The organism is Vibrio sp. STUT-A16, from assembly GCF_026000495.1.
GTDB classification, from domain to species: domain Bacteria; phylum Pseudomonadota; class Gammaproteobacteria; order Enterobacterales; family Vibrionaceae; genus Vibrio; species Vibrio diabolicus.
This window is the reverse complement of sequence record NZ_AP026766.1, coordinates 1,776,381-1,801,357: the sequence shown is the minus strand read 5'-3', so window position 1 is coordinate 1,801,357 and position 24,977 is coordinate 1,776,381. Positions and strand designations below refer to the sequence as shown.

Here is a 24,977-nt window from a genome sequence, read left to right as displayed (position 1 = left end):
GCTCCTGTTGGAGCTTATTGTTGTTAGTCTTCTGCTCTATTTGGTTGTAATAATGATTCATGTTGCTCTAGTTGATGATCACGTCATCGTGCGTTCGGGTTTCGCACAATTATTAAATTTAGAAAGTGATATTACCGTTGTTGGTGAATTCGGCTCTGTCGCAGAAGCACGCACAGGGTTGCCTGCGGTACACCCACACGTCGTCATCCTAGATATTTCCATGCCAGATGAAAGCGGCTTAAACTTTCTTAGCGAAATACCAACTGGCATTGCCTGCGTGATGCTTAGCGTGCATGACTCCCCTGCGATGGTGGAAAAATCACTAAAGCTAGGTGCAAAAGGCTATCTTAGTAAACGCTGTAGCCCAGACGAACTTATTCAAGCCGTGAGAACCAGTGCTTCTGGTGGCTGTTACCTCACATCAGATATTGCACTTAAACTTGCAACGCCTAGCGACAACACCACCTCTCTATGCCAACTGACAAAACGTGAAAACGAGGTCTGTCAGCTACTTGCGACCGGGTTGGATGTAAAGTCTGTCGCGGCAGAGCTTGGCTTGAGCCACAAGACCGTGCATGTTCATCGTGCAAATGCCATCGACAAACTCGGCGTGAAAAACAACGTTGAGCTCGCCAAACTATTTTCTCAAGAGTCCTTTTAATGCGAGCTTATGCTGTTACCACCATTTGCGGACTTTTCGTTATGGCCTGTGCTTGGTTCTGTTTGTGGGTGATCGCCTACTACTTTGTCAACGATCCAGAGCTGGCGATCTTATTGTTTCCTTTCGCTTTACGATTAGGTGTCGCCCTACACACTCGCACCGCTTATTGGCCAACGATTTACCTTTCGGAGTGGGGGCTTTCCATCGCACTTGCGATGTTACTGGGTCAACCGCAGTGGCTTACCGTGCTGATTGCGAGCATTGCCAGTATCCCGGTCACTCTGATTGCGAAAAAATATTACTACGGAGACCAAAACCGCCATTTAGCCGTGATGAGCGTTGTCATTATCATTAGCGCGTTTATTAATGTGATGGCTGTTGGTTTTCACGTTCCTTCGATTTACATGGTGTGGCTGGCTAGCATTTCTGGAGGCTTGCTCGTGGTGCCTATGTGCTACTTGTTATGGAGTTATTTGTTCCAAAGTCGTTGGTCTCCGCTTAGCTCTCTCCTACTTAGTAATGCCGTTGTATTTCAGGTGCGTCATATCGTGCTTTATGCGCTGCTTTTGATCGGCAGTATTTTGGTGCAAACCAGTTTGCCTGAAGAGCTAAAACGATTTGCGCCATTTTGTATGGCGATTCCAATCATCGTGCTTGCTCTGCGTTACGGCTGGCAAGGTGCCCTACTCGCCACCATGCTCAACAGCATTGCGCTGATTGCAGCTCGCAGCGGCGTATCAAATCTAGAAATCACCGATTTGTTATTATCTCTCTCGGCGCAAACCATCACCGGCATTATGCTCGGCTTAGGGGTTCAGAAACAAAAAGACCTCAATCACAAACTGCGCGGCGAACTTGCACGCAATCAGAATTTGTCTCGCCAGCTTATCAAAGCGGAAGAATCCGTAAGACGCGATATTGCGCGCGAGCTACATGACGAAATCGGCCAGAACATCACGGCGATCCGCACACAAGCCAACATCATTAAGCGAGTAAATAACGCAGAAACAAGCGTGGGTTGCGCCGACATGATCGAAGGGCTTTCCCTCAACGTGTACGACACCACTAAGCGACTGTTAAGCAAGCTAAGACCAAAAATGCTGGATGATTTGGACTTAAAAGAATCCGTCGAGCAACTAACGCGAGAAATGGAATTCGCCAATCACGGAACCAACGTCCAACTGAACTGGCAGGGCGATTACACCAGCCTGAGTGACACACTCAAAGTCACCCTATTCCGTTTATGCCAAGAATCATTAAATAACGCAGCCAAGTACGCAGAAGCGCAGATGATCAATATTGAACTGACAATTGGAGAAGCTGCGGTGTCACTGATGATTCACGATGATGGTGTCGGCTTCAAAGTTCAGGACAGCATGAAAGGCATGGGCGTTCGCGGCATGCAAGAGCGTGTGCACGCGTTAGGTGGAAAAATGGTTATCTACTCCACCAGCGATCAAGTGATCGGCACACAAATCAGCATTACTTTACCTAAGGTGTAACTCAAGATGTTTGGATTTTTACGTTCACCTAAATTTACTCAACCGAGTCTAAGCAACGTGCAAATCGACCAGCGTTACCGCCATTGGCGTTTGCACATTATGTTGGGGATGTACATCGGCTACGCCGGTTTCTACTTTACCCGTAAGACCTTTAACTACGCCGCACCAGCGATGATTACCGATCTTGGCTTAGATAAAGGCGATTTGGGTCTTATCGGTACGCTTTTCTACATTACTTACGGCTGCTCGAAGTTTATTTCAGGTACGATTTCAGACCGCTCTAACCCTCGTTATTTCATGGGATTAGGATTGATTGCGACAGGTCTGGTCAACATCGCGTTCGGCTTTTCTAGCTCACTCGCAGCTTTCATTACTCTGTGGATCTTAAACGCTTGGTTCCAAGGCTGGGGCTGGCCTTCGTGCTCCAAGCTGCTAACCACTTGGTATTCACGCTCCGAGCGTGGCTTCTTATGGGCGATTTGGAACACCGCACACAACGTTGGTGGCGCGCTGATCCCTATTTTGGTGGGCTATTTAACGTTGCACTACAGCTGGCGTGAAGGCTTTATTCTACCCGGCATCATCGGTGTATTACTCGGTCTATTCGTTTGTTGGCGATTGCGCGATAAACCCACAACAATGGGTTTACCAAGTGTCGGACAATGGCGCAACGACGCGCTAGAACTTGCGCAAGAAAATTACGGACGTGGCCTCACCTACCGCGAAATTCTGAAATCGTACGTGTTTAACAACAAATACATCTGGCTGCTCGCGTTCAGTTATGTGTTGGTTTACATCGTCCGAACGGCAATCAATGACTGGGGAAACCTGTACTTAACAGAGCAGCATCACTATAGCCTGATTAACGCCAACGCTGCTCTGTCGATGTTTGAAATCGGCGGTTTTGTTGGTTCATTGGTTGCGGGTTGGGGCTCAGACAAACTCTTTGGCGGTAACCGGGGGCCAATGAACTTGCTGTTCGCGATTGGGATTTTCTTATCTGTCTCTGCGCTTTGGCTGATGCCCCTGACCAACTTTGCATTCCAAGCGGCGGGATTGTTCTCCATCGGCTTCTTTGTCTTTGGGCCACAAATGCTGATCGGTATGGCGGCGGCTGAGTGCTCTCACAAAGATTCTGCAGGCGCGGCAACAGGATTCGTGGGCTTGTTCGCCTACATGGGCGCAGCATTGTCTGGCTATCCACTGGCGTTAATTCTTGAAGAATATCATTGGACGGGTTTCTTCATCACCATTTCAGTTTGTGCAGCCGTCATTGGCCTTTTGTTGCTGCCATTTTTGCAAGCGCAACCATCACGAAAACCACTCGAACCAAAACCTCGGTTGTAAATCGACTTATCGCCCTTCGGGCAAATTGGCGAGTGACCTAACCGCGCTCGCCATCCTTATTTAGCGTATCTCTGCTCAATTTTTCTTCCGATTCAGTTCGGAGGGTTAACTATGGGAAAAATTCATGAATTTGAACACTATTTCATCGCATAGCTTCTTTCAAATGAACAACAAAATCCAAAACTACGCTTGGGGAAGCACCTCTTCTATTCACGATTTGTTTGGCTTTTCTAACGAAACGAATGAGCCTCAAGCAGAAGTATGGATGGGGACTCACCCAAACGGCTGCTCTGAAGTTCAGATTGAGCAAAACACGCTGCCTTTGTCTGAACTGATCAAACAAAACCAACCCGCTTACTTATCAGCAGAAACCGCAGCGAAATTTGGCGACCTGCCCTTTCTGTTTAAGATCTTAGCGGCCGAACACGCACTGTCGATTCAAGTTCACCCAAGTAAACAAGATGCTGAAATAGGTTTCGAAAAAGAGCAAAGTGCTGGCATCCCACTAAACGCGAGCCATCGTAACTACAAAGATCCAAACCACAAACCTGAATTGGTGTACGCGCTGACAAGTTACCAAGCCATGAACGGTTTTCGCTCGTATGCCGAGATTATTGAGGCATTTAGCCTTTGCGATATCGATGAGCTACGCGCGCCTCTTGACACATTCAAACGCGAAATCAACTCACAAGGTTTACGAGATTTCTTTGTGCACATTCTGACCATGGAAGGCGAAACGAAAGAAAGAGCACTGAAACAGCTTCTTGCCCACGCTTCACGTCAATCGGAACAAGGCACTGACTCGGAGCAAGGCACTAACAGCGACGTTTACCAGCTCATCTTGGATCTATCCACTCAATACCCTGGCGATGTCGGCTTGTTTGCGCCATTGCTGTTGAATGTCATCACGCTGCAACCTGGCGAAGCGATGTTCCTGAGCGCAAGAACGCCACACGCTTACATTAAAGGTACGGGATTAGAGATCATGGCGAACTCAGATAACGTTTTGCGTGCAGGACTCACGCCGAAACATATGGATGTTGAAGAACTGGTTAAATGCACAGATTTTGTGCCTAAGCCGTTTAACAGCCTTGTTCTAGAACCCAATGCCAATGGTTGCCAGAGCCTTTACCCCGTTCCAGTGGTAGACTTTAGTTTCAGCATTCTTAACCAACCGAATCACGACGTGGTTGACGCAAACAGCGCAGAGATTTTGATGGCGATTGATGCCGAACTGACACTCATCAGTGATAACGGTGAGACGTTAACCGCCGCGAAAGGACAATCTGTATTTGTTCCTGCTTACGTTGGCCATTATCGCATTCAAAGTGCGGGACGTGTGGCTCGCGCCTTCAACTAGTTTTTGAACAACTGATTCAAACTAGCGTCTGACCCAAGGGACTGGGTTAGACAATGTATTCCTTTCATAGATTGAGCCAGTCCGCTTTTAAGGCACTCATTGTCAAAACCCATTTATTTCCGGTAAATCCTCCGCTCCAATATCAAATTACTTGGATAACAAAGGCGCTCACACAGTGGTATTTGTTGCAAAACGTATAATCAACGTTGTAATCAAAGCCCCAATCACTACAATCTCTGGTTCGATTTTTCAGTTAACGTTTGTATGCCGAAGTTAAACCAAGATAACCCTGTTCAAAGCTCCGCCCTTTCCGATATAGAAACCAGCAGTAAGATTCAATCGGCATTAGAACCGAAGTTTCACAAGCCAGAGAAACGTCTCTGCTTAAGCCCTGGCCTATCGGATAAGCATTTGGCGCGGCGTTGGCAAGTATTGGAACACGTGACCAATAAAGATCATCTTCTTGATCCTTTCACACAGTCACATTGCGACGCTTACTCCAACAACATCGAGCACTTCATTGGTACTGTCAATGTGCCGGTCGGCATCGCAGGCCCTTTGCGCGTCAATGGATTGTATGCGAACGATGACTTTTTGGTTCCGCTCGCAACGACAGAAGCAGCGTTAGTCGCTTCCTACAACCGTGGCGCAAATCTTATTACCGCCGCTGGTGGCGCGAGCGCATTGTTGCTGAGTGAAGGAGTGAGCCGAACGCCAGTGTTCGCCTTTAATAATCTTGCCGACGCTGGCCAGTTCGTCAGTTGGGTTGTGACCCAGTTTGACGTATTTCGTCAAATAGCGGAATCCACCACCTCACATGGCAAACTCAAAGACATCAATGTAAATATCGAAGGAAACCACGTTTATTTGGTCTTTGAATACGTGACTGGTGACGCTTCCGGACAAAACATGGTGACCATCGCAACAAACGAAGTGTTCCATCATATTTTGGCGACCAGCCCAATCAAACCAACTCAAGCATTCTTGGATGGCAACTTATCAGGCGACAAAAAACCAAACGCGCACACACTGCGCTCGGTACGCGGTAAGAAAGTATCCGCCGAAGTCACCATTCCTGCTGAGTTGGTGGAAAAATATCTGCATACCACGCCAGAGTCTATGGTTCAATTTGGCAAAATGACCACGGTGGGTGGTTTACTCAGCGGGACAATTGGCGTCAACGCGCATTACGCAAACGCTCTTGCCGCGCTGTACATTGCTTGTGGTCAAGATGCCGCTTGCGTTGCAGAGTCTGCCATTGGTATCACTCGTATAGATGTCGACGCTCAAGGCAACTTGTACGCGTGCGTGACCTTGCCAAACATCATGGTGGGAACGGTTGGTGGGGGCACTGGCCTTCCAACGCAAAAGGCATGTTTGGATATTTTGGGTTTGCACGGCAACGGCAATGCGAAAGCCTTAGCCGAAGTCGCGACCGCGCTTTGTCTGGCTGGCGAACTCTCGATTGTGGGCGCATTTTGTGCCGATCACTTCTCCCGGGCTCACCATAAACTTGCTAGAAAATAATCCTTTTACTTTGTACAAGAGAATACCCATGCGGTTTTCTCTTGTGCCAATAAAGCAACTTTATTTATTAGCTCACAAATTAGTTTAAGTTATATTGCAGACTTAATGATTACACCACTCTCACGTTGACCGCATTATTGCAGTATCACCACACATTCCTCGCTATATCACTGTTTGACCCTATTCTCACGCGATATTAAATATCAGTACGTTACCTAAATAAATATCATAAACATCTAGCACTAAAGTACCAAATTCATAGATTGAGTTTTTTGTTAGTCACTTATAGAGACTATACTCGTTCCTGCAGCTGCTTGATTTTTCTAAATTTATTATTTAGCTCAACTGAGCTTAATCACTCCCGTTAAATGGATTTAAGTCGTTCCCTCGGGTAAGCGAGTTAACTATGAGACGTCAGAAACAGAATGAAATCTCTTGTTGGGTACTAGGGTTGATTATCTTATTACTAAGTTACGTCCCTTCAGTACCAGCAGAAATGGAACTAACGCCCTCCGATCAAACCGTTGCGCGTTTCCTCTATCAGAGCACTTTTGGGCCAACACCAACATTAATTGATGAGGTAGAAGAAGTCGGGATGGAAAGTTGGATATCTCAACAAATCTACCTTCCTGCCACCTATCATCAACCGCTCTATCGGACACCTTTTTCCAAAGGCGCACAATCCAATCGCGAAAACGCTTGGTATCAAATTGTTATTACCGCTGATGATCAACTCAGACAGCGCATGGCGTATGCATTAAGCCAGATCTTAGTGGTCTCTCGCTATGGCGGTGTCCTTTCCAGTAAGCCCACTGGTCTAGTCGACTACTATGATGTATTGATTGCTAACGCTTTTGGCAACTACCGAGATTTATTATATGACGTTTCCATTCATCCTGTTATGGGCAGCTATTTGTCCATGCTCGGTAGCGCAAAAGAGAACAACACGACGGGTGCATTACCTGATGAGAACTTCGCTCGAGAGTTGATGCAGTTGTTCACCCTAGGCTTGTATGAACTGAATATCGATGGCAGTAAAAAGCTTGATCGTACAACGGGTAAGCCTATCCCCACATATACCCAAACGGATATTCAAGAGCTCGCTCGAGCATTAACTGGGTGGAAAAATGCCGATTTAGCGTTTGTCGAACCGATGCGAGTCATCAGCCACCGACACGATGATGGCGAGAAACGATTGCTTGGTAACACAATTCCTGCTGGTTTAACTGCGCAAGAAGAGCTTTCAAAAGTGATCGATATTTTGATGTCTCATCCAAACATGGCGCCGTTTGTTTCTAAGCTACTTATCCAACGTTTTGTAACTTCGAATCCAAGTCCGGAGTACATCGCACGTGTTGCTTCGGTATTCAATAACAATGGCGAAGGAGAAAAAGGAGATTTAAACGCGGTCATTCATGCCATCTTGCTCGATTCTGAGGCTCTAGGCATGACAGATACCCCGCCAATAAAAGTGAAAGAGCCAATACTGGTCCTAACTAATTTTCATCGAGCAGCGGGTTTTACAATCAAATCTACACGTTACGAAGACGCTACTACGATGATGAATATCGCCAATCAAGGACCTCTTCGTTCTCCTTCCGTATTTAATTTTTACTCTCCTGACTACCAACCATCTAACGAGTTTACGGAGTCTGGTATTAGCTCTCCGGAGTATGAGCTACTGAACTGGTCCGTTTATACCGATTTGGTCAACTATATGTTGACCAGCTCTCGCAGAGGCGGCGGTGATTCCTACACACTCGATCTCGGCGAGTTCTATCTTCTTTTGGATGATCACGATGCCTTAGTCGAGCTGGTTAACGAACGCTTCTTTGCTGGAACGGCCTCGGCGGAATTAAAAAAACTCATGCTCACCGTGTTAGATGAATATCGTGAGGACTATGTGCCAACAACAAAGCTCGCCTTGGTGATTTTTACCGCCATTTCCGGCGATGAATTCTATATTCAGGATTAGGAGTGGATTATGGATATTTCACGACGACATTTTATAAAAAGCACTGCATCGATGGGCGCTTTAGCTTCGCTTGGTCTACCGGGTTATTCTCTCGCGGCGCCATCTAATGACTTTCGAGCATTAATATGTGTCTATTTAGCAGGTGGAAACGATGCGTTCAACACTGTACTGCCGTTGTCTGACGCGCACTATAACCAATATGCCAAAGTCAGAGGGGCTCTTTCTGTAGCCAAAGACGACATACTCCCTATCAATTTGCGTACCGCCGATAGCTCGGATAATCTGGTAGAACTTGGCTTACACCCCAAACTAAAGGCGCTGTCTTCAATTTTCGAACAAGGCGATGCCAATATCGTGCTCAATAGCGGCATTCTCAGCCATCCCGTTACAAAACAAGCGATTGAGCTAGGTGAAGCGTCACTTCCCGAGCAACTGTTTTCCCACAATTCACAAACTGACGCTTGGTTACTTGGTGGTATGCAAGAATCTAGCAACTTGGGTTGGGCAGGAAGAATGTTGGACGTATTAACTTCTGAATCAGAAATAACCCCACTATACAGTGTGCACGGGAACTCGCTTTGGTTACGCGCGATGGAACACCGCCAAACCGTCCTGAAAAAAGACCGTGCGGTTCAGCTTACCGCGATTGATAACCCGCTATACAAGGGGATCTATGACCAACTGCTTTCTCATCAAACAGAGAATCCGTTTAGTGATCACTTTAATTTGATGGTTGATGAGTCGATGATGATGAGCCGCGTGCTAAGCGAGCAACTCAATCATATTGATGACGCGCCGCTGTTCACCTCATCAACACTCGGCAAGCAGATGCAAACCGTCTACAAATTGGTCGCAAGCCAAAATGTGTTAAAGCAACAACGACAAGTCTTCTTCGTTAAACACTCTGGCTACGACCTACACGATTCTCAATTAGTTCGACACCCCGTACTACTCGAAGATCTAGCGACTAACCTCTTCGCAATGTATCGTGCGATTGAACGGTTGGGGCTAAACAAGCAAGTCACCTCTTTTACAATGTCTGACTTTGGTCGACGGATGACAAGCAACGGTAACGGCACCGATCACGGTTGGGGTGGTCATCAACTATTGATTGGGGGCGCGGTGAATGGTCAGCGACCTATCGGCACATGGCCTGAACTAGTATTGGGTGGTAACGATGACTATTCTCAAGGTCGACTCATACCCCAAATTGCAGCTGATCAAGTGGGCTCAACCCTCGCGCAATGGATGGGCGTGAGTGATAACGCGGCATTGGAATACGTGTTCCCGAATATCCGCAATTTTGCTAACTCAAACCTTGGTTTTATGGCTTAAGCTGCTTTAATGAGCTCTTAATTAACGTGTCATGAAAAAGGGAGCATTTACGCTCCCTTCTCAATATCATTCCCGCTGAGTATCCGTTACGCTTCGTCGCGACGGCGCTCGTTACACAGCTTAATGGCACGCTCAAGTAATTCTAGCGCGGATTGCTCACATTCAGGCAGAGCCGCATCACTTTCACCAATTGGCGTTACGCGGTCACCCCATTTCAATACTGCCGCCCCCCATGTCAAACCTGCACCAAATGCAGCAAGAAGCATGTTATCACCTGGGTTAACTCGGCCTTGCTCTACCGCTTCACACAATGCAATTGGCACCGTCGCTGCAGAAGTATTGCCGTAGTTTTGGATGTTCACAAACGCTTTGTCGTGTGGGATCCCAGATAGGTCACATAGGGTTTGAATAATACGAATATTCGCTTGATGAGGAATAACAACGTCGACTTGTTCGGTAGTTAACTGTGATGCTTTAAGCACGGTTTTCGCAGCTAGCCCCATGCCTTTTACCGCACGTTTGAAAATTTCTTGTCCTACGAAGTTGAAATCCCAGTAACCGTTGTCTTCCGCAAAACGGTCCATACAAGTACCAAACTTTGGTACGGAAAGAATATCGCGACCTTTAGCGTCACAACCAATTTGAGATTGCAATAGACCCGTTTCTTTTTCTGTTCTTGATAACACAACGGCGCCCGCGCCATCACCAAATAGAACAGCGGTATCTCGCATGGCCCAATCGATGTAGAAAGACAATCTTTCCGCGCCAATAATGATCGCGTTGCGATAGTTACCTGATTGAATCAAACGTGTGCCCGTTTCAAGGCCGTAGACAAATCCCGTACATGCGGCATTTAAATCAAAGGCCGCCGCAGAACGAATGCCCAAGTTCTGCTGTATTTTAGATGCGATGTTTGGAATAAGTGAATCCGGAGAACAAGTCGCCACAATGATTAAATCAACGTCGCTGGCGTCAATGCCCGCGCGCGCCAATGCGTGTTTGGCAGCAACGGTTGCCATGTCTGAAGTATTTACATGGCTAATACGGCGGTTTTCGATACCGGTGCGGGTACGAATCCACTCATCTGAAGTATCAAGGAAAGTGCTAAGATCATCGTTAGAGAGCACGGCAGGAGGAACACATTTCCCCCAACCTGTAATTTCAGCGTAGTAATTTGTCATCGCAGACCTATTTATTGTTGTATTTTAATAAAATTTCTTAGAACCTTAGGCTCAAATACAAACCTGCTCTGCGTTATCTCGGCAGGTTAAAAAATAAGTATACAAATAATGAGGCTGACTGGTAAGTCATGTTTTCATCAATACGTAATAAAGGAAGAAGTCATGTCATCGTTTAAAACTCGCTGCCCTTCATGCGGCGGTCTGAATCGTGTCCCTAATGAGCGTGTTGCAGAGTCTGCAACTTGCGGTAAATGTAAAAGTGCACTTTTTGATGGCGCGCCTATCGAAGGAACGCAAGATAACTTTTCTGCCCTATTACAAAGTGATACGCCTGTTGTCGTCGACTTTTGGGCCCCTTGGTGTAATCCGTGCGTCGGTTTTGCTCCTATTTTCTCGGATGTCGCTCATGAACAAGCAGGAACGGCTCGTTTTGTAAAGATTGATACAGAAGCACAACAAGCGCTCGCTGCACAATTTGGCATTCGAAGCATTCCTACCATCATAGTTTTCAAGAACGGTCAACGCGTTGATATGATCAATGGTGCGCTACCGAAAAGTCAGTTTGATCAATGGTTAAATCAAGCACTTAATAAGTAATTCTCCACGCCAACCTCACTGGTAGGTTGGCGTTTTTATGCAACTTATCGACCTATCTATTTAACAAATATTATTTGTCGAAACGACTTAAATTAATCATTTTACTTGCCTAACTATTAGCCTCATATTCGCGCCGAATAACCCATAGATTTCATTTAACTTATAGGCGCAAAACAGTGGAAAACACAGTCGTTCCTGCAGCATCACCACGAGTTACAGTTCCAGTCGTCGCACTGTCTCTTTATGCGGTGGCTTCGGGCTATTTAATGAGCTTGATCCCTCTCATGCTCGGTGAATACAACATCTCAGCAGATTATGCGAGTTGGTTGGCGAGTGTTTTTTATGGCGGCTTATTGGTCGGCGCGATGTTTATTGAACGTGTCGTGCGTCAAGTGGGTCACCGTAAAGCGTTTATTGGCTGCTTAGCGGCATTCTCGCTAACGATTGTCACGCTACCCGTTTTTGCTAACGGGTTAGTGTGGCTTGCTGCTCGTTTTATCGCAGGTATTGCCGTTGCGGGCGTTTTTGTCATTGTTGAATCTTGGCTAATGTCTGGCGACGAAGCATCACGTGCAAAACGTTTGAGCTTGTACATGCTATCGCTTTATGGCGGTTCAGCATTAGGCCAGTTTGGTATTGGCGTACTTGGCGTAAGTGGCGGCGTTCCGTTTATCGCGATCACGACATTGATCCTAATGGCGATGTTGGTGCTGATGTTTATAGAGTGTGAACAACCAAACAGCCATGAATCAACCGCTTTGTCATTTAAGCAAATTGCCAAGCTAAACCATGCTGCAATTATTGGTTGTGTTGTATCAGGTTTGACCTTAGGCGCGATCTACGGATTAATGCCTGTTGAGCTCACTAACCGTAAAATCAACCATCAAGACATTGGTACATTGATGGCACTAGTGATCCTAGGTGGCATGTTGGTTCAACCAATGGTGACCACATTGAACAAATACATGAGCCGCACAGTGCTAATGGCGTTCTTCTGTATTTTGGGTATTTTTTCGATCGGTTTAACCTTTATTTCATCGTCAGCCGTGGTATTAGCTGCTGCATTATTCTTTTTAGGTGCAGCTACTTTTGCCTTGTACCCAATTGCGATCAACTTAGGTTGCGAAGGACTTGATGAGCGCTTTATTGTCTCTGCCACACAAGTCATGCTGTTTAGCTACAGCATTGGCTCTGTTGCTGGCCCGGTTGTGGCTGATAAATTTATGGGCCAAGAACATGGCTTACTAGGCTACTTGTTTGCCGCGTTGGTTGCGACTGGCGTATACATGCTACTTGCAGCGAGCAAAACTAAGCAGCGTATGGCGGCTGGCCTCTAACCACGCAACTTCTACTCAACGAAAACGAGGGCATGTCGCCCTCGTTTTTTTATTCTTCGCTTTTTTGTTTAGATAAACGTTTGTGACGGTTTGACGCGTTCGCAGCAGGTTTTTCCGGTACCGCGCGCTTTTCATGAAGTAAATGACGAACCGCCAAGATGGGATGTTTCAGTAGCATTCTGGGGCCAGAGTAACGCATGACCAAACGCATTTGCTCTTTCGGATCCGGTTTATAACAGTGAATCGGACACTTGTTACACGTAGGTTTATTCTCTCCATAAGGACAACGGTCAAGACGAACTTCTGCGTATTCAAGCAGCTCACGACATTCTGAGCACAAGTCACTTTTTGTTCCATGGTTATCGTGACAGTAAACCTCTACCATGGCTTTTACCGTCTTAAATTCAGTGGCGAGCTTGCCAAGTAAAATATCGCTCATGAGCTTCCAAAAATCACAACGTCATTGTGTAAAGTTCTAACGTTCGACCATTATCGTATTGCTGCTCAACTCGTTCAAACTCAAAGCCCAGTTTTTTGAGCAAACTTATACTACGAATATTGTCATTGTTGGTGATGGCAGCCAACTTATCGAGTTTCATTTCCCCTCGAGCATATTCCAGCACCGCGGTTGCCGACTCGACTCCGTAGCCGCAACCATAAGCAGAAGGTAAAAAACCATACCCAAGATCGTAGTGTTGCAATGTGTCACGTTTAACTAGCCCACAAATACCGATCGGTTGTCCATCGTCTTTTTTCTCTACTACGAGTAAACTCACGCCTTTAACTTTTTGCATGCGTAGCATGTTTTCTTTTATATAACGCGCCGCTTCATATTCAGTACGAATTTGTTTATCTCCGACAAAACGGTAAAAGTCTGGGTGGTTATAAAGTTCTAATATGAATGGTGCATCATCCACACTCACAAGACGTAATATCAAACGTTCAGTGATCAGTGTTTTCATTTTGACTCCATTAAAACGCGAGAGATGATTGGACATAGAAACGTACTTGAATCTTGCGACCGACGTAAGGGCTTATTTAGTTGTAACTTGATAAAAAAATAACTATCCTGCCCCGCTAAATTAAAGGACCACCACCATGAACCGCAAGAAGAAAATCAATCAGATCTTAAAAGCGAAGCAGAAGAAGCATAACGCTAAGCTACATAAGAGCAATAAGCCGCGTTATATCTCCAAAGCTGAACGTGCAAAAATGGAAGCTGAAGAACAAAACCAAGCTTCAGAGCACACGGAAAACGTTGTAGACACAGCGCAGACAGATCAAGCCTAAAAGAAAAGCCGCTTTATGCGGCTTTTTTGTTTGTTGTACGAGAAGAATTGACTCTAATATTCAACACTGTAGTTCAGTGTGAATGTGCGACCTCTTCCTTTGTAGTCGTACGCTGCTGCATCGTAGTGTGCCGCGTAAAGAATCTGCGCCCGTTGACCCCAAGCGGTTGTGTAGTCTTCGTCAAATAGGTTTTGAATACCAAAGCCTAACTGCCCAACAGGTAGTGTTACATTACCCAGAAGATCAAACGTGGTGTAGCCCTCCAACTTATTGTTGGCGTCATCTTCGTAATCAAACATCGTCTGACTTTGTAGACGAATCGAGTACGAATCTTGGTAGTATGCAGCCCATGCATTAGCCTTAGACGTACTGGCTTTACCTGCGCTCAAATCTTCCCATTTACCATCGGTTTTCAGCTCAGAAACTACGTAGTGTCCTGATGCCCCTAACAGGATATCGCGGGTCACCCAGTAATTGATGTTTGCTTCTGCACCGTAAACACGCTGCTCGTCGTCAACATTCGTAATCAACAACGTTTTTCTATCATACTTGATGGAGTTGTCTGAAAGCGAGTAATAGCCTGCCGCCTGAAGCGCAAGAGAGTTGGTATCAAGACGGTAACCAATCTCATAGCTGTCCGTTTTAATACCTGACATTTTTGAGTCAGACACATTAATGCTGTTGTTCAACGCATAGTGACCGTTTGCATCCACAGCATCATAACTGCCTTGACCATAGTACTTCGCAGGGTCAGCAAGTTCGAAACCTTGGGAGAAGTTTGCCCAAAGTTGAGATTCATCATTAAGCTGATAAATGGTGCCCAAATTAAACAGACTTACAGAGTAGTCGGTGCTGCCACCTGGTACCGCATCCGCTGACACCCCCTTACCCGAGGCAATCTTCTTTTGTACGCTATAGGCAACAAAGTCATCAATCTTGTTGTCCATGTATTGATAGCGGTAGCCTGCTTGAACGGACCAATCTTGATTAATTTGATAGTCACCTTGAACAAACATTGCGTAAGACGTTACATCTACAGCTGGGTAACGACCAACTTCGGCGTACGTTTTATTAATCAAGTTTCCAGAGTTGTTTGCAATGCTTGGATCGAATAGAGCTTGATTGCTCTCAAAACGGTCTAAGTACGCATCGACACCATAAACAAGTTTGAATGACTCCCAGCTTTTAGCTAACGCTAAGCGCCCAGCAAAAACTTCTGTTTTTTGTTGAGAGGCACTTTGGTAATAAGGAGTAAAGGTTTGGTCTTCACTACGGTAAGATAACTCGCCTATCAGTTGATGACCGAATACGCTGTCGTGAGCGTAGTTCGCACTTAAGAGAACTCGCTCTGTACCATGTTCACGGTCGGAATCGAACCCCTCTCGTACATCAACAAATTTATTGTTAACAATGTACAAACCGTATGGCGAATCTTGCTGGCTGTCATAGTATTGTGCGACAAGGTTTAACTTGCTGGCATCGGAGATTTGAATCTCGGTCGATCCCATAACATCGAGCGTTGAATTATACTGCAAAGAGCCCTGTGAAATGTCTGGGGTGACAATGTCGCCATTTGCGTCAAATGCACCTTGTGTCTCGGTGTACACAACCGAACCTCTAGCGGTAATTCGCTCATTACCACCCGAGATAGACTGAGCGAGTTTGTAATCAAAGTCATCGCTGCTATTAAAGCCTGTAGTGCCACTCACGTAGGATTCAAACGACAAGTCATCCGAGTACGCTTTCTTGGTGATAATGTTAATAACACCACCAGTAGCGCCTGCACCATAAATAGAGGTTGCACCAGATAGTACTTCAATTCGCTCGATGTTGAATGGGTCTATTGCGTCTAACTGACGACTAATCGGGCGAGAAGACTGTAACGAGACACCATCAATCATTACCAACATTGCTCTACCGCGAAGGTTCTGACCATAGTTAGTTCGACCACCGGTGCCGACGTCTAAAGAAGGGATGGTTGCAGAAAGAATATCACCCAGTGTCTTGCCCGCACGATATTGCTGAGCAATCTCTTCTTGGCCAACAAACCAAACCGTTCCTGGAATATCGGAGATCGATTTCGGCATCACACTGCCTACAACAACCAATTGCTCATCGCTCGGAGTCGATGTTTGTTGAAGATCTTCTGCTGCTATTGAGCTAACTGCGTATCCACTGCTCATCGCAAGTACGATGAGATTAAGAGAAAACGTCCTTTTTATCATTGTATTTATCTTTTTGTTGTCAACAAGAGAATGCAATGATACTTATTCTCACTCTCAAATCGAGCACTGTTACATAAGTTAACCAAATGTTAATTAGGATTATACTTGCTCATAAACTGTCGATTTTTTTCTAAACGAGGACAATCTTCACAAAGCTTTCTGCCTTCACACTTATAGACTAAACAACAGCTTTTTCTGACCAATTTTAGCGGCTGATCCAGTGACGTCTCATAAAGTGAATGACTATTGTTGGCATCTAAACCCAATGCCTGTAACCACAAGATGGCATGCTCACGTAATGTTGTGTTGGTCATTTGCGGAAAACGCTGTTGAAGACGAATCAAACAAGCCATGATCCCATCCGACATCAATTGATGAGTGAAGCCTGGGCGAATGCGCGTCCATTGACTCATTTCTTGTTGGTAGAAATCGAACAACTCTCGAATTTGACGTCCGGCCTCTTTTATTAATTCTTCTGGCTTACCATGTATATGTGTTTCGTCAGCGAATCGATATCCAGACACAAAACAAGGCTTGAGGTGCTGCGCCATCTCACGAATGTTTGGCAACGTGTGGAAACCGTAGATAGAAATGAACGCAACATAAACAGGCTGCCAACACAACAAATCCCACGTTCTCGTCAACCAATACGCTTTCCCCGCTTCCGGATGAGCCTCAGACAACTGTTGGTAAAGGCCTTGAATGATCGGATTGATATCATTTTCGATATGAATAACTTCTTGCCCTATTTCGCCAATATCACCGTGCAGGTAAGGCGTAATCTCACTCGAAGTTTGAAATAGTTGCGGGAAAAATTGCTCAGACATGATGTTTTATTGTTGGTGTAGTCATTCTGACACCTTTATACCCAAGCACTAATCGCAATGCAAACTATTATCTTTTGTGTTCACATAACAAGAACCTATTCACATCTGTGGTCTCTGTCTCTATTTTCAAGCTCTTTGCGCCCGTAAGGTCTGGTTACGTATGCGATGAATAGCAACAAACTCTTAAACCTCTTCGCATTTAGTGCTGACATGATCGCAAAAATACACAGCATAAAAACACCCTGATAAAACTGTGTTAACAGTTTCCCTGTGTAGCGTGAGTTATTGCCAATAATTGAATATTGCTGTTTCTTATCCAAAGGAGTGTGAACAACATGAAGTATTTTCTTTCTGAATATCGGGACAATGTAATTAAGTAATTTGGCTATATAGCCCCCTGTTTTGAATAAGGAAATCCACATGTTGTATCTTGAGTTTCTATTTTTGCTCGTGATGCTGTATATCGGCTCACGTTATGGTGGTATAGGCCTTGGGGTCGTATCTGGTATTGGTTTGGTGATTGAAGTCTTCATCTTTAAGATGCCGCCAACCTCCCCTCCTGTCACCGTTATGTTGATCATCTTAGCGGTGGTAACATGTGCATCCATTCTTGAAGCGGCTGGTGGTTTGAAATACATGCTGCAAGTTGCCGAACGTGTGCTTCGTAAAAACCCAAAACGCGTCACCCTGATCGCTCCTTTTGTTACTTACTTTATGACCTTCTTGCTCGGTACAGGTCACGCGGTTTACTCCATCATGCCAATCATTGGCGACGTTGCACTGAAAAACGGCATTCGTCCAGAACGTCCAATGGCAGCCGCTTCCGTCGCTTCACAAATCGCGATTACGGCCTCTCCAATTTCAGCGGCAGTGGTTTACTACTTGGCCCAGCTGTCCGATATTCAACACGAGATCACTCTGCTTTCTATTCTGCTCGTTACTGTACCTGCAACGCTATTCGGTACGTTGCTGATGTCACTTTACAGCCTAAAACGCGGTAAAGAACTGGAAGACGATGAAGAATACCAAGAGCGTTTAAAAGATCCGGTGTGGCGTGAAAAGATCCTCAATACCACTGCAACGTCTCTTGATGAAGTGCTACCAACAAGTGCTCGTAACTCTGTGTTGCTGTTCATCGCTTCTATCTTGGTTATCGTCGTTATCGCGATGTGGCCGGACATTCGTACCATAGTGGATGGCGCGAAACCAATCAGCATGGCCGTTGTGATTCAAATGATGATGCTCTGCTTCGGCGGTATCATTTTGCTTGCAACCAAAACTGACCCACGTGACGTACCAAACGGCGTAGTATTCAAATCAGGTATGGTGGCTGCCATTGCTATCTTCGGTATCGCCTGGATGTCAGATACTTACTTCCAATACGCAATGCCTCAGTTCAAATCTGGCATCGTTGAGATGGTAACCAACTACCCTTGGACGTTCGCGCTTGCGTTGTTCATTGTATCGGTTGTGGTGAACTCTCAAGCAGCAACGGCTCGTATGATGCTGCCTGTTGGTCTTGGCTTGGGTCTGGATCCGGCACTGCTTATCGGCCTAATGCCTGCGGTATACGGTTACTTCTTTATTCCGAACTACCCTTCAGATATCGCGACAGTGAACTTCGATACGTCAGGTACCACTAAGATTGGTAAGTGGTACTTCAACCACTCATTTATGTCGGTAGGTTTGATTGGTGTGATTGGTGCCTGCTGTCTGGGCTACTTGTTAGGACAAATGATCATTCCTTCATAATTAGCCAAATCAACAATAAATTAGAGGCGAGTCATTGTACGTTAGCGTACAGCCTGAATGACTCGCCTTTTCTTTGTCACGTTAGTGATTACAGTAAGAAGTCATCATCAATCGCGACAAAGTTATCTGCACAATCAATCAGAGTTTGGGATGTTAGCTTAGGCACACCATAAACGGTCACCGTTTTATTGAAGCGCTGCTGAATTCGTTCCACTAGCAGACTAAAGTCCCCATCTCCAGAAACGAGAATCACTTCCTCAACTTCAGGCGCAATTTCAATCGCATCAAGAGTAATACCGACATCCCAGTCGCCTTTCGAGCTGCCGTCACGACGCTGAATATAGGGTTTAAGCATTACCTCAAACCCAACACCGCGTAAAATGTGATGAAACTGACGCTGTTTTGGATCGTTACTCGCGATGGCATAAGCACGAGCACTCACCACCTCTTTCCCTTGCGTCGCAACATACCAAAACTGGTTGTAATCAAAATTACTGCGATACGCTTCGCGACAGGTGTAATACACATTCTGTACATCAACCAAAATGGCGATCTTTTGTTTTCTTTCTGAATTCATCTTTTCTACGCTTGATTTATTTGCTGCCTACCCTAAGTCAGTTTTGGTAAAAGCACAATGAGCCAATTCCACTAAACTTAACGTATAAACGGTATTTGGGTTTCTAGGGGAACTGTCATGGGCGGAAAGTTACTAGTGATACTACTTTCTTGTATCTTGTCATCGACAGCATTTGGTTATCCAGCACATTCAAAGTACTGGCCGCATCGGAGTGTGCTTTACTTCGCTCCAGAAAACGATGAATACGTTAAACAATTCTTACTAGAAACACTCATGAATGAGTGCGAGTTGGAAGACAGAGATGTGGTCACATTAGTCATTACAGAACAAGGTTATACGTCTCCAGCTTGGCTCAAAGAAGAGTTTGATTTGAAAATGCTTGCCAAGCTGTATGAAATTGAAAAAGGCTCACATACCGCAATTTTACTGGGTAAAGATGGTCAAGAGAAATACCGATGGGGCGCAGAAACGGATTGGCCATTTATCAACAACTTGATTGATCAAATGCCAATGCGTAAGCAAGAAATGCAGAGACGTCATAGCCCCTGCAAAATCTAACCATTAGACGAACTTATTTTCTAAACCAGTCTAGTTTGCTGTGCAACTGCGTCACGCTGCCAACGACGATCAATGCTGGACTGATCGCCTTCTCAGCCATTTCAGAAAGTTCGTTCAGTTTTCCTTGGAACACGCGCTGCTCTGGACGCGTACCATTTTCAATAATGGCGCATGACATCTCTGGATCTAATCCATGAGTGATCAGCTTATCCATGATGTGACCGCTTTGCTTCAACCCCATGTAGAACACAAGTGTGTTGTTAGATTGCGCTAACGAATGCCACTCAATTTCGCGACCGTCTTTTTGCACGTGACCTGTAATAAATTGAACGCTTTGCGCGTGGTCGCGATGCGTTAATGGAATACCTGCGTAAGCCGTCGCGCCCGCCGCCGCGGTGATCCCCGGCACCACTTCGTATTTGATGCCAAATTCGGCTAGCTCTTCTAGCTCTTCACCACCGCGTCCAAAGATGAAAGAATCACCACCTTTTAGACGCACAACGCGTTTACCTTCTTGTGCTTTTTGTACCAAGATTTGGTTAATTTGATCTTGAGGTACACAGTGAAAGTCCAATTTTTTGCCTACGTAGATCATCTCCACTGATGCATGCGCCAATTCAAGAATGTCTTTCGACACTAATCGGTCATACACCACAACTTCAGCCGCTTGAATCGCTTTCAAACCTTTGACTGTCAGCAAGTCTGGATCGCCCGGCCCCGCACCTACTAGAGAAACAAAGCCGCTGTTTAAAGATGAGTTCGCAGTAGTCATATCAACGCCTATCGGAAATTTGGATATAAAGAGTAACACTCACGTTATTAACTTAAGGTTCAAACTACTCCAAGGAGTTATTACTTTTTATAGCCAAATCAATACAATATCTATTGAAAGTTAAATGAGTTGAGTAGCCCTACCTACCATAGGTAGGGCCAGATAAAAGCAGTTTATTTTGCGATTGCAGGCTCTGCATTTACTTCTTCTTCAGCATTAATAGAGGGCGCTGTTTTCGCATGAGTTAGGTACAGTGGCAGACAAGTCATTACGAGACCACCAACAATGTTACCTAGAATGGTTGGGATAAGGTTGAAGTTCAACCAAGTCGCGATACCAAAATCCGCACCTAGAATCATACCCAGTGGGAATAGGAACATGTTTACCACGGTGTGCTCAAATACGAGCGCGAAGAAGATGAAGATTGGGAACCACATCATCGCTACACGACCAGATACTGAACGTGCTGTCATGTTGCCGATCACGCCTAGGCACACCATTAGGTTACAGAAGATAGCGCGTACAAAACACGTGATCCATCCGTCCATGCCCATGTTTTCGAAACCAAGGCTACGGGCAGTCGATACAGCGACAAACTTCTTCGCTACCGCGTTCAATTCTAGAGAGAAGTTACCGGTTAGAGAGATAGCCACTAGGTAAGCCACTATTAGAGAACCAATCAGGTTACCCAAACCTACCAATCCCCAGCAACGGAAAATACGACCCCAAGTGATACCCGGACGGTTAGCAAACTTAGCCAAAGGAGCAAGACCAAAAACACCTGTGACAAGGTCGTAACCCATCACACTGAGAATCACAAAGCCCACAGGGAAAACAAGCGCCCCCACAAGGCCAATGCCCGTTTGTACAATCGCGGTAATAGCAACCACCACCGCAAGAGACAGAATAACGCCTGCCATCGTGCCGCGAAGCAGAAGATCTCGAGTGCTGGTATTAATTTTCGCTTCACCCACGTTGATCATGGTTTGCACGAATTCAGCAGGTTTAAAGTCTGTAGACATGAATGTGTCCTTATTCAAAATTGAAAGTTAAAAAGTTAAAGATTGAATAGAGAAAGGCTTCCCGTTGACACCCACTGCTGTCGACATCATCTCGCTTCCCTGTTCCCCAAAGATGACGCTTGGAAAGCCTTTGTCTATTGAATCTAAGTACTCAGTGCATTCCCTCCCCTTAAGGAGGAGGGAATGCAAACCAAGCTTATGCAGAAATTTCTACTTCGCCGTTGGTTACACGCGTTTTGTACGCTTTCACGCTAAAACGCTCGTCTTCCATGCACGCACCTGTTGTCAGGTTAAAGCGTTGCTTTTTAAGTGGGCTTGCTACCCAAAGTTCGCCTTGGTGCTCACAAATCAAACCGCGAGAAAGCACGTTTGATTGGAAGAACGGGTCTGTGTTGCTGATCGCCAGCACTTCTTCTGCTTGTGTTGGGCGGAATACCGCAACTTGCTGACCATCAACCAGTGCACAAACGCCAGTGCCCGGTACGATGTCGCTGATTTGGCAAATCTTTTCAAATGACATAATCAACCTTCCCTTATGCTTCAGTGATCGCTACGTGTAGGATGTCGCCTTTCGCTTCAGGGTGTTTTTCCGTGAAAGTTGCCGGGCGGTGCTGTTCACGCTCTTGTACAAACATAACGTTGTCATCGCGCTTGTCAGAGTTGATGAAGTGTGCGAAACGAGTCAGTTGTGATTCGTCGTTGATAGTCGCAGTCCACTCACACTCGTACTCGTCTACAAGCTTCGCTACGTCAGCTTCTAGTTGAGCGTTGATGCCAAGTTTGTCGTCAACAATCACTTCGCGTAGGTAGTCAACGCCACCTTCCATGTTTTCCATCCAAACTGATGTGCGTTGTAGTGGCGCTGCAGTACGGATGTAGAACATCATGAAGCGGTCGATGTACTTGATTAGCGTTTCTTTATCTAGATCGCTTGCTAGTAGGTCTGCGTGACGAGGTTTCATACCACCGTTACCACATACGTACATGTTCCAGCCTGCGTCAGTCGCGATGATGCCAAGGTCTTTACCTTGTGCTTCCGCACACTCACGAGTACAGCCAGAAACACCGAACTTCATCTTATGAGGTGTACGAATGCCTTTGTAACGGTTCTCGATGTAAGAACCTAGACCAACAGAATCTTGAACACCGTAACGACACCAAGTTGAGCCAACACATGTCTTCGCCATACGAAGTGCTTTTGCGTACGCTTGACCTGTTTCGAAACCAGCGTCGATAAGCTTGCGCCAGATCTCTGGAAGATCGTCTTTTTGAGCACCGAACAGACCAATACGTTGAGCACCGGTTACTTTGGTGTATAGGTTGTATTCTGCAGCAACGTTCGCTAGCGCACCCAGTGCTTGAGGTGTTACTTCACCACCCGCCATACGTGGGATCACAGAGTAAGTACCATCTTTTTGGATGTTACCTAGGAAGTTGTCGTTCGTGTCGTGCAGCTTAACCAGTTGTGGCTTAAGGATGTGCTCACCCCAGCAAGACGCCAAAATAGAGCCCACAAGTGGTTTACAAACTTCACAACCGTAACCTTTACCATATTTCTCTAGAAGCTCATCAAACGTTTTGATCTCTTCAATGCGGATTAGGTGGAACAACTCTTGGCGTGAGTGTGCAAAGTGTTCACACACGTCGTTCTTCACTTCGATGCCAGATTTAGCAAGCTCTGCATTTAGAACAGAGGTCACTAGAGGAATACAACCACCACAGCCTGTACCTGCGCCAGTCACTGCTTTGATGTCGCCCAATGTATGGTGACCATCAGCAACCGCTTGAGCGATCTTGCCTTTGGTTACGTCGAAACATGAACAGATCACTGCGCTTTCTGGTAGTGCATCCGCACCGAGTGCTGGTTTCTCAGCACCTGCGTGTGCAGGAAGGATCAAGGCATCTGGATGCTCTGGTAGGTCGATTTCGTTCAACATCAATTGAAGCAGATCGCCGTAGTCAGATGTATCACCCACCAATACCGCACCGAGCAGTTTCTTGTTGTCTTCAGAAACGATAAGACGTTTGTAAACTTCTTGCTCTTCGTTTTGGTAAACGTAACTCTTACAGCCTTCGGTACGACCGTTTGCGTCACCGATTGAACCTACTTTTACACCAAGAAGTTTCAGCTTCGCAGACATGTCAGCGCCTTCGAATTTGCTTTCTGTGTTACCTAGTAGATGATCAACGGCAACTGTCGCCATCTTGTAGCCAGGAGCAACAAGACCGTAGAACATTTCATTCCAAGACGCACACTCACCGATGGCGTAGATGTTCTCATCAGAAGTCTGACAATGGTCGTTGATAGCAACACCGCCACGAGGTGCCACTTCTAGCTCCATTTGGCGTGCTAGTTTATCTTGTGGACGAATACCTGCGGAGAATACGATGAAGTCTGTTTCTAGCTCTGAACCGTCAGCAAAACGCATAACGTTGCGTGCATTTGTGCCTTCTGCCGCGATCTCAAGCGTGTTTTTGCTAGTGTGAACGTTCACGCCCATGCGCTCGATCTTTTGACGAAGTTGGTTACCACCAGCTAGATCAAGTTGCTCAGCCATTAGCTTTGGTGCGAACTCAACAACGTGCGTTTCTACACCTAGTGCTTTCAATGCGCCAGCTGCTTCAAGACCTAGCAGACCACCACCGACAACCACGCCTGATTTGCTCTTCTTCGCACACGCTTCGATCGCTTTAAGATCTTCGATAGTGCGGTAAACAAAACAGTCTTTGCTTTTGTGACCTTTGATAGGTGGAACAAATGGGAATGAGCCAGTAGCAAGAATCAGCTTGTCGTATTGAACTTCACGACCAGTGCTTGAGTAAACAATGCGGTTTTCACGGTTGATATTAATCGCACGCTCACCGATCAACATGTTAATGCCGTGTTTCTCGTAGAAGCCTTCTTTCACTAAAGAAAGTTCATCTGCAGTATGGTGAGAAAAGTAAGAGGAAAGGTGCACACGGTCGTATGCGACACGAGGTTCTTCACAGAAAACGGTAATCTCCATATTAGAGATATCAGCTTTCTCGACTAAGTCTTCAATATAACGGTGCCCTACCATACCGTTACCGATGACTACTAGCTTCAACTTGCTCATTATAATTCCTAAGGGTTAGGTTCTTATCACTGAG

22 protein-coding genes are annotated in these 24,977 nt (G+C 45.8%); 12 read left to right on the top strand and 10 right to left on the bottom strand.

The window, feature by feature from the left end; genetic code table 11:
- Positions 1-52: 52 nt before the first annotated feature.
- The 7 genes from uhpA to OO778_RS24685 all read left to right on the top strand — a co-directional run bounded on the left by uhpA (position 53) and on the right by OO778_RS24685 (position 9,707).
- On the top strand, positions 53-661 hold the full coding sequence (uhpA, locus tag OO778_RS24715; protein WP_046875403.1) for a transcriptional regulator UhpA: 609 nt from the start codon (positions 53-55) through the stop codon (positions 659-661).
- Positions 661-2,163, top strand: coding sequence for a signal transduction histidine-protein kinase/phosphatase UhpB (uhpB, locus tag OO778_RS24710; protein WP_264912116.1), 1,503 nt, complete (start codon positions 661-663; stop codon positions 2,161-2,163). Before uhpA ends, uhpB begins: the two co-directional genes overlap by 1 nt.
- 6 nt (positions 2,164-2,169) lie before the next feature.
- Positions 2,170-3,510: an MFS transporter gene (locus tag OO778_RS24705; RefSeq protein WP_213885563.1), complete on the top strand. Its 1,341-nt coding sequence runs from the start codon at positions 2,170-2,172 to the stop codon at positions 3,508-3,510.
- Positions 3,511-3,634: 124 nt separating this feature from the next.
- Positions 3,635-4,870 carry a mannose-6-phosphate isomerase, class I gene (manA, locus tag OO778_RS24700; RefSeq protein WP_257888306.1) on the top strand — a complete coding sequence of 412 codons (1,236 nt, stop codon included), beginning with the start codon at positions 3,635-3,637 and terminating at the stop codon, positions 4,868-4,870.
- A gap of 264 nt (positions 4,871-5,134) precedes the next feature.
- Positions 5,135-6,397, top strand: a complete 1,263-nt coding sequence (locus OO778_RS24695) for a hydroxymethylglutaryl-CoA reductase (RefSeq protein WP_264912114.1) — start codon at positions 5,135-5,137, stop codon at positions 6,395-6,397.
- A 406-nt stretch (positions 6,398-6,803) separates the two neighbouring features.
- Complete coding sequence (locus tag OO778_RS24690) at positions 6,804-8,372, top strand: DUF1800 domain-containing protein (protein ID WP_085343775.1); 1,569 nt, start codon at positions 6,804-6,806, stop codon at positions 8,370-8,372.
- 9 nt (positions 8,373-8,381) lie between these two features.
- Positions 8,382-9,707, top strand: a complete 1,326-nt coding sequence (locus OO778_RS24685; protein ID WP_264912110.1) for a DUF1501 domain-containing protein — start codon at positions 8,382-8,384, stop codon at positions 9,705-9,707.
- 86 nt (positions 9,708-9,793) lie between these two features.
- Here the strand turns inward: OO778_RS24685 and OO778_RS24680 are convergent, their stop codons facing one another.
- Positions 9,794-10,888 (bottom strand): ketoacyl-ACP synthase III, encoded by a 1,095-nt coding sequence (locus OO778_RS24680; protein WP_264912108.1) that lies wholly within the window; start codon positions 10,886-10,888, stop codon positions 9,794-9,796.
- Positions 10,889-11,050: 162 nt separating this feature from the next.
- Here OO778_RS24680 and trxC point away from each other — a divergent pair, with 162 nt between their 5' ends.
- Together trxC and OO778_RS24670 are read left to right on the top strand one after the other, a co-directional pair.
- A complete protein-coding gene (gene trxC, locus OO778_RS24675) occupies positions 11,051-11,485 on the top strand; it encodes a thioredoxin TrxC (RefSeq protein WP_264912100.1) in 435 nt (144 codons plus the stop codon).
- Between the two features lie 176 nt (positions 11,486-11,661).
- Complete coding sequence (locus tag OO778_RS24670; RefSeq protein ID WP_012842235.1) at positions 11,662-12,822, top strand: MFS transporter; 1,161 nt, start codon at positions 11,662-11,664, stop codon at positions 12,820-12,822.
- Between the two features lie 49 nt (positions 12,823-12,871).
- Here the strand turns inward: OO778_RS24670 and OO778_RS24665 are convergent, their stop codons facing one another.
- Entirely contained in the window at positions 12,872-13,261 is a 390-nt protein-coding gene (locus OO778_RS24665; RefSeq protein WP_258616146.1) for a nitrous oxide-stimulated promoter family protein, read from the bottom strand.
- 13 nt (positions 13,262-13,274) lie between these two features.
- Positions 13,275-13,784 carry a GNAT family N-acetyltransferase gene (locus OO778_RS24660; protein WP_053808379.1) on the bottom strand — a complete coding sequence of 170 codons (510 nt, stop codon included), beginning with the start codon at positions 13,782-13,784 and terminating at the stop codon, positions 13,275-13,277.
- A gap of 136 nt (positions 13,785-13,920) precedes the next feature.
- Here OO778_RS24660 and OO778_RS24655 point away from each other — a divergent pair, with 136 nt between their 5' ends.
- Positions 13,921-14,112: a DUF2986 domain-containing protein gene (locus OO778_RS24655; RefSeq protein ID WP_005376066.1), complete on the top strand. Its 192-nt coding sequence runs from the start codon at positions 13,921-13,923 to the stop codon at positions 14,110-14,112.
- A gap of 53 nt (positions 14,113-14,165) precedes the next feature.
- Here OO778_RS24655 and OO778_RS24650 read toward each other — a convergent pair whose 3' ends face one another.
- A complete protein-coding gene (locus OO778_RS24650; RefSeq protein WP_264912096.1) occupies positions 14,166-16,337 on the bottom strand; it encodes a TonB-dependent receptor in 2,172 nt (723 codons plus the stop codon).
- A gap of 89 nt (positions 16,338-16,426) precedes the next feature.
- Entirely contained in the window at positions 16,427-17,164 is a 738-nt protein-coding gene (locus tag OO778_RS24645) for a siderophore ferric iron reductase (RefSeq protein ID WP_264912094.1), read from the bottom strand.
- A gap of 420 nt (positions 17,165-17,584) precedes the next feature.
- Between OO778_RS24645 and OO778_RS24640 the strand changes: the two genes are divergently transcribed.
- Positions 17,585-18,916 carry an anaerobic C4-dicarboxylate transporter gene (locus OO778_RS24640; RefSeq protein WP_005394592.1) on the top strand — a complete coding sequence of 444 codons (1,332 nt, stop codon included), beginning with the start codon at positions 17,585-17,587 and terminating at the stop codon, positions 18,914-18,916.
- An 88-nt stretch (positions 18,917-19,004) separates the two neighbouring features.
- Here OO778_RS24640 and OO778_RS24635 read toward each other — a convergent pair whose 3' ends face one another.
- The gene (locus tag OO778_RS24635; RefSeq protein WP_005394594.1) at positions 19,005-19,493 is read right to left on the bottom strand and encodes an NYN domain-containing protein; all 489 of its coding nucleotides are present in this window, start codon (positions 19,491-19,493) and stop codon (positions 19,005-19,007) included.
- 117 nt (positions 19,494-19,610) lie between these two features.
- Between OO778_RS24635 and OO778_RS24630 the strand changes: the two genes are divergently transcribed.
- Positions 19,611-20,051 carry a DUF4174 domain-containing protein gene (locus tag OO778_RS24630; protein WP_012842228.1) on the top strand — a complete coding sequence of 147 codons (441 nt, stop codon included), beginning with the start codon at positions 19,611-19,613 and terminating at the stop codon, positions 20,049-20,051.
- Positions 20,052-20,064: 13 nt separating this feature from the next.
- Here OO778_RS24630 and cobA read toward each other — a convergent pair whose 3' ends face one another.
- From cobA to nirB, 4 genes are all read right to left on the bottom strand, one after another.
- A complete protein-coding gene (cobA, locus tag OO778_RS24625; RefSeq protein WP_258616142.1) occupies positions 20,065-20,823 on the bottom strand; it encodes a uroporphyrinogen-III C-methyltransferase in 759 nt (252 codons plus the stop codon).
- 173 nt (positions 20,824-20,996) lie between these two features.
- Positions 20,997-21,845, bottom strand: coding sequence for a formate/nitrite transporter family protein (locus OO778_RS24620; RefSeq protein ID WP_046875392.1), 849 nt, complete (start codon positions 21,843-21,845; stop codon positions 20,997-20,999).
- Positions 21,846-22,041: 196 nt separating this feature from the next.
- A complete protein-coding gene (gene nirD, locus OO778_RS24615; protein WP_005387969.1) occupies positions 22,042-22,365 on the bottom strand; it encodes a nitrite reductase small subunit NirD in 324 nt (107 codons plus the stop codon).
- A 13-nt stretch (positions 22,366-22,378) separates the two neighbouring features.
- On the bottom strand, positions 22,379-24,943 hold the full coding sequence (gene nirB, locus OO778_RS24610) for a nitrite reductase large subunit NirB (RefSeq protein ID WP_258616140.1): 2,565 nt from the start codon (positions 24,941-24,943) through the stop codon (positions 22,379-22,381).
- Positions 24,944-24,977 lie beyond the last annotated feature (34 nt).